The organism is Hydrogenophaga sp. L310 (genome assembly GCF_055703065.1).
On the sequence record NZ_JBVPZA010000022.1, the window covers coordinates 37,359 to 43,358 of the forward strand.

Here is a 6,000-nt window from a genome sequence, read left to right on the forward strand (position 1 = left end):
GAGCCTTGTTCTCCGAGACCGGATCGCCGCAAACGACGCACCGGAGCAAGTGTTGGTTGCGCTGAATCAGTCCGTCTAACAGTTCTCGATGAGCCTTGGCCCAACAGCTCAGCGCCTGAGCAGTCCGCGGCAATACATGGAGTCCATGTAGGGGCAGTCACCAACTGGACTTCAACTGAGTACATTTGTGAAGTCATCAAGGTTGGCGATGTTGCTCGCAAGGCAGGATACTGGTCCGCATCACGCCGGGGTTCGGACGGTTTCTCTAGAGGGGGTAGGCTGGCCGAGTGCAGCCCATACAATTGCTCACAACCCGCAACGCATTTATGGGAGGCCTTGTGAGCGAACAAATCTCTTTTGGTACCGACAGTTTCGCGGACAACCCGGAGCCACGTTGCCCCTGCGTACTACTCCTGGATGTCTCCGGTTCTATGAATGGGAGACCATTGGATGAACTGAATGCCGGGCTCCAGACCTTTCGTGAAGAACTGGCCTCCGATGCCCTGGCGATGAAGCGCGTCGAAGTGGGCATCGTCACCTTCGGCCCCGTCAAGGTCGAAATGCCGTTTACCGGCGCCTCGATGTTTTATCCCCCTTCCTTGCAGTCGCAGGGGGACACACCAATGGGCGCAGCTATCACGCAAGCTCTCAACATGGTGGAAGACCGCAAGCGAGACTACCGGGCCAATGGCATCTCTTACTACAGGCCGTGGGTATTCCTCATCACGGATGGTGCCCCCACTGATGCGTGGCAAACGGCCGCAGAGGCAGTCCGCGAGGGCGAGGCCTCCAAGAAGTTCGCCTTCTTTGCCGTTGGGGTCAAGGGCGCGGACATGAGCACCCTGAAGCAAATCAGTTCACGAGAGCCGCTGACGCTTGACGGGCTGAAGTTTCGAGAACTGTTCAGCTGGCTTTCAAGCTCGCTGCGGTCGGTCTCACGTTCGACGCCCAACACCGAAGTGCCTCTGGAACCACCAAAGGGCTGGGCAGCGGTGTGACCTGGCGCCTGGTGTACGCATCCGAGGTAGGAACCTCTCACACGCACTCAGGCACGCCGTGCCAGGACAGCTGCCTGGCTCAGGTAGACCTACTTCCAAATCACCAACCACTGCTTTCAATCTTTGTCGCTGATGGCGCGGGAAGTGCCGACAGGGGCGGAGAAGGCGCGGAGCTGGCCATAGAAGCAGCAGCCAGCTTTGTGGCAAAGAAGGTCGCGCAGGGCGAGTTTGGGCTCAGCGACTCCCTGGCGGCGGAGTTGGTCATGGCCGTTCGACAGCACATTTTTTCCAGAGCCGAGGCGGAGAACCTTACGGCCCGGGACTTCGCTTGCACGTTCCTGGGAGTACTGTCAACCGAAGGGGGAACGCTGGTGCTCCAAGTCGGCGACGGGGGCGTTGTGCTCGATGTGGGCCAGGGGTTGGAAGTCGCGGTCGTGCCGATGACAGGCGAGTACGCAAACATGACCCACTTCGTGACCGATGAGGACGCGGTGATCGTGCTTGAAACGAAACCGTATCCAGAGCGAGCGCTGAAGGTCGCCGCGTTTTCTGACGGGGTACAGCGCCTCGCACTGAATATGGCCACGTCAACTCCACACGAGCCCTTTTTTGCGCCCTTCTTTGGCGGAATGGCACAGGCCACAGCTGAGCAAGAAGAGCTGCTCCATGGGCTCTTGGTGAAGTTTTTGGGGAGTTCGCCTGTCAATGAGCGAACTGACGACGACAAGACGCTGGCACTGGCAGTCTGGACTCTCTGAATGAGCCGATGAGCAAGACGCTGTACACCTCCAAGGGCAATCCGGTAGGTATCGGCCGCGAGATTGGCAAGGGTGGTGAAGGCTCGGTCTTTGAGGTTCCCTCATTGGCGAACCAAGTCGCCAAGATTTATCACAAGGCCCCCGACTCGAAAAAGCAGGCCAAGCTCTCGTTCATGTCGTCGACGGCGGACGCAGCTCTGCTCAAGTACGTGGCCTGGCCGCAAGAGACGCTTCATCTTGTACCCGGGGGGCCGGTGCTGGGGTTCCTCATGCCGAAGGTTTCTAGCAGGGACCCAGTGCACATGGTCTACAGCCCCGCCCACCGTAGGCAGGGGTACCCGAAGGCTGCTTGGGACTTCTTGCTCCACGTGGCGCGCAACATAGCCTCGTCCTTCGAAACAGTGCACGGCCACGGCCACATCATTGGGGACGTCAACCAGAACAGCTTCATGGTGGGGCGGGACAGCACTGTTGTGTTGATTGACAGCGATTCGTTCCAGGTCAACGCGAAGGGAACTCTCCATCTGTGCGAAGTAGGGGTTCCGCACTTCACGCCTCCAGAACTGCAATCCTTGTCGTCATTCAATGGGTTCACCCGAACTACGAACCACGACAATTTCGGCCTGGCGCTACTTCTTTTCCACGTGTTGTTCGGCGGGCGCCACCCCTATTCGGGGGTACCCCTGCGCAGCGGAGTGGGGGACGCGCTCGAAAACGACATCAAGAACTTCCGATACGCCTACGCCAGGGACAACCAGGCGCGGGGGGTCGGCCCCCCTCCTCGCTCCATCCCGATTTCAGCTCTGCCCGCGCCGCTGGAGTCTATGTTTCACCAAGCGTTCACTGAGAAGGGGGCCACGGGGGCAAGACCGAGCGCGCAGCAATGGGTTGCATCGCTGGATGCCATGCGCACTCACTTGAGGAAATGCAGCGCATCGAGCATGCACGTCTACCCCGACCACCTGAGTACGTGTCCCTGGTGTGCCCTTGAGCGCCAAGGTGTCGTCTACTTTGTCGACCTGGGGGCGACGTACACCCCAACGCCCTCCGGCTTCGTCCTCACCCGGGCGTGGGCGCTGATAGAGGCAGTACCTGCGCCCAAGCAGTACAACATTCCACAACCAGCCGGCATCTCAGTTACGCCAAAGCGCTTGCCCAATGACATTCCAGGTGACGGGACCGTTGTGTTTTACCGAATAATTGTGGTTGCAGTTGCTATTGCTGTTCTCGCGACTGTTCCGGCGCTTGCGTTGTTTGCGCTTATCGGTGGCCTTTTTGGGTGGGCGATGGCCGGTAATGCTGGTTCTGCAGAACGGGAAGTTGAACGAGAGGCTCGCCGCAAATCCCTTGAGACGGCCCGTCAGAAGTACGAGAGCCTCGTTGCCACCGCCAAGCGAGATGCCGGCCCCGATGGGTTCCAAGCACGTAGAGCTCAGCTCATGAAGCTAAAAGAAGAGTATGAGCGGCTTCCCGCCGAAGAGAAGAAAGAAATCGACAAGCTTCAATTGACTGCCCATCAACGACAGATGCAGAGCTTTTTGGAAAAATTCTTCATTGACAGCGCAAATGTCTCCGGAATTGGGCCCACTAGAAGGGCAGCTCTTACTTCGTTTGGTATCGAAACCGCAGCGGACGTGAATAGAAATCGTGTGATGCAGGTACGCGGGTTCGGTGAGGCGCTGACCTCCACGTTGCTAGATTGGAGAGCTAGCTGTGAGAGACGCTTTCAGTTCAACCCGGCTGCAGCGGCTTCACCGCTCGACAAAAACGCAATCCACATTAAATTCGCTGCGAAGCGGGCAACGCTAGAGAGTTCGCTTTCAGCCGGTCCCGTGGAATTGCAAAAGTTCTGCCAAAGTGCGATGGCACAGCAGACAACGCTTAAGCCCCTGCTTGAGGCCGCAGCGCGAGAAGTCGCTCAAGCGGAAGCTGATTTCCAGTTTGTGTAGGCGTTGACTGGGCGTTGGCGCAACCTGCTCAGTCACCTCAAGGAATACTGCGCATCCTTAGCTCGGAAGTCCCGCACGTGTGACAGGGTAACTTTTGGTTCCGGTATGTCCGTGAGTTCTGTCTATAAGCGTAGTACACCTTGTACTGCAATGGTGCTTGTTGCAAGCCTAAACAAACACGGTGGAATCCTGAGAAATTAATCAGAATTCGCCTTTCACTTTTACTTAATCTGACTAAAAAATGCGACTCCTGTTCACACTACTGCTGATTGCTCTATTGGCTTCATGCGCCGGAACTGCGAAATCACCTTTGCTGAGCTACCTACAAAAATCTGAGGCAGCAATAGCTGAAGAGAAATGGCAGGTGGCCTATCGATTCCTAGAAGATAGTCTGATTTCCCCTATCGCCGAAACCAAAGCCAAAGCGATCACGTTGTATACGAGTCACCCTAAAGTGGGGATCGCTGCTGCGCAAACATTTGAGGATGAACCACTGCAAAAAACCTTGAAAGATCATGGGGTCACCACAGGTACAGCCATTGAGCGAAATCGGCTACGTATGTATGCGGTGGTCGCAAACGACGATGAACTAAAAGTCGCCGCTGACAACCTTCAACAGCTCATTGATCGGATCGCGGAGGCGAAGGCAAGAGCAGATGCTGAGGCTGCAGCGAAGAAGGCAAAGGAAGAGGCGGAAGCCGCCGCCTTGGATCTGGAATTTGAGAGGGCAAAAGCCAGTGCATTCTATCGTTGCAAAGACAAGCTCGAGTGCGAAAAAGCATTTTCTCTGACCCAGATTTTTATCGCAACCAATACAGATATGAAAATTCAGATGGCCAACGATACGATCATCGAAACGTACAACCCAAACAAACTTGCATCGATGGGGGCAGCAGCTTTCAAAATTCCCAAGGAAGGAGCATCTGCGGAAATACGGTTGGTTGTTTCATGTCAAGCAGAAGACGATGAAAGGGCTGAAAAGCTCTGTAAGCGTAAGTCTATTCGGATAAACACCGATTATCCACGATTTCTAAAGGAGCGTCTTGTTAATTGACGCAGAAATCTGTTGTTGATGCCAGTCCCGATTTGAGCTATGCGCCGTTTTTTTGTTGAAACACCGAAGTGAGGGGTAAGTCGTTAAGTCGCTGATATTTCGCGTCCCCTGCCTGGCTCACTCACGGTTCGGCATGTGGATCGAATTGGAGCCGGCGCCCACACATGCTGACCGATACTCCCCTGGGGCTGGTTTGGTAGTCCAGAGAGTTTTCGACTTTATTGAATGAAGCATGCTGCGGCTGGATGTCTGTATCCGTCCGGTGACCCCATATTGAAAGCGCCGTGAGAAGCGGGCATCGTGTCCACGATTGGAGGATCGTGGAGACGATGGAACAGTTTTCAAGCGAAGGCCGGCCGCGCCGGCGTGAATACAGCAAAGCGTTCAAGGCACAGTTGGTGGCAGCGTGCGCGCAGCCTGGGGCCAGTGTCGGTGGTGTGGCCTTGTCGCACGGGCTGCACGCGAACATGGTGCACCGATGGATTCGGGAGGCGGGCCCTGTGCGCGCTCAACCGGGCGTCTGTGCGGATGCTGAGCCCGGCTTCATCTCGCTGCCGCTCACGGCAATGGCGGCCAGCACCCATGACGAGCAGGCGCTGGCTGCATTACCGCCATCCCCGCCTTTACCGCCGCCATCTGCGCCAGTCCAGGTGCGCCTGCAACGCGGCGAACTGGTGGTCAGCCTGCAGTGCCCACTGGGCCAGTGCGGGGCGCTCTTGCGCGAGGTGTTGCGGTGATCCGGGTCGATGCGGTCTGGATGTCCACGCAACCGCTGGACATGCGCGCCGGCCCCGAGACGGCCCTGGCGCGGGTGGTCCAGGTCTTTGGCGCGGCCCGACCGCACCACGCTTACCTGTTTGCCAATGCGCGCGCCACCCGCCTGAAGGTGCTGGTGCACGATGGCTTTGGGGTCTGGCTGGCCGCACGGCGCCTGAACCAGGGCAAGTTTGTCTGGGGCGATGAGCGCCTGGGTCCCCGACTGACGCTGAGCGCCGAGCAACTGCAGGCACTGGTCACAGGCTTGCCCTGGCAACGCCTGGGGGAAGGCGCTGTGATCACGGTGCTGTGATCTTGAACGCCCGCTGGGTACCGTTCAATTCGTGAATATGCCGATAGTCAGCGCCACCACCCATCGGGGATGATGGCGACCATGAACGAAACGGTGGATCTGCAGAGCATGGACGAGGCGCAAATGCGCCAGATGCTGCAGCGCCTCATGAGCGAGCTCAAACACAAGCAGA

General features: G+C 57.4%; 6 protein-coding genes. All 6 read left to right on the top strand.

Going from position 1 to position 6,000, the window contains the following annotated elements:
• The first annotated feature begins 338 nt into the window (after positions 1–338).
• Positions 339–998, top strand: coding sequence for a vWA domain-containing protein (locus tag AC0GNO_RS22355; RefSeq protein ID WP_472905565.1), 660 nt, complete (start codon positions 339–341; stop codon positions 996–998).
• Positions 999–1,009: 11 nt separating this feature from the next.
• Positions 1,010–1,756, top strand: coding sequence for a PP2C family serine/threonine-protein phosphatase (locus AC0GNO_RS22360; RefSeq protein ID WP_472905570.1), 747 nt, complete (start codon positions 1,010–1,012; stop codon positions 1,754–1,756).
• A gap of 8 nt (positions 1,757–1,764) precedes the next feature.
• Positions 1,765–3,705 (top strand): helix-hairpin-helix domain-containing protein, encoded by a 1,941-nt coding sequence (locus tag AC0GNO_RS22365; protein ID WP_472905566.1) that lies wholly within the window; start codon positions 1,765–1,767, stop codon positions 3,703–3,705.
• Between the two features lie 241 nt (positions 3,706–3,946).
• Complete coding sequence (locus tag AC0GNO_RS22370) at positions 3,947–4,759, top strand: hypothetical protein (RefSeq protein ID WP_472905567.1); 813 nt, start codon at positions 3,947–3,949, stop codon at positions 4,757–4,759.
• Positions 4,760–5,088: 329 nt separating this feature from the next.
• On the top strand, positions 5,089–5,496 hold the full coding sequence (tnpA, locus tag AC0GNO_RS22375) for an IS66-like element accessory protein TnpA (protein ID WP_472905568.1): 408 nt from the start codon (positions 5,089–5,091) through the stop codon (positions 5,494–5,496).
• A gap of 20 nt (positions 5,497–5,516) precedes the next feature.
• Positions 5,517–5,828, top strand: coding sequence for an IS66 family insertion sequence element accessory protein TnpB (tnpB, locus tag AC0GNO_RS22380; protein WP_472905569.1), 312 nt, complete (start codon positions 5,517–5,519; stop codon positions 5,826–5,828).
• The last annotated feature ends 172 nt before the right edge of the window (positions 5,829–6,000 follow it).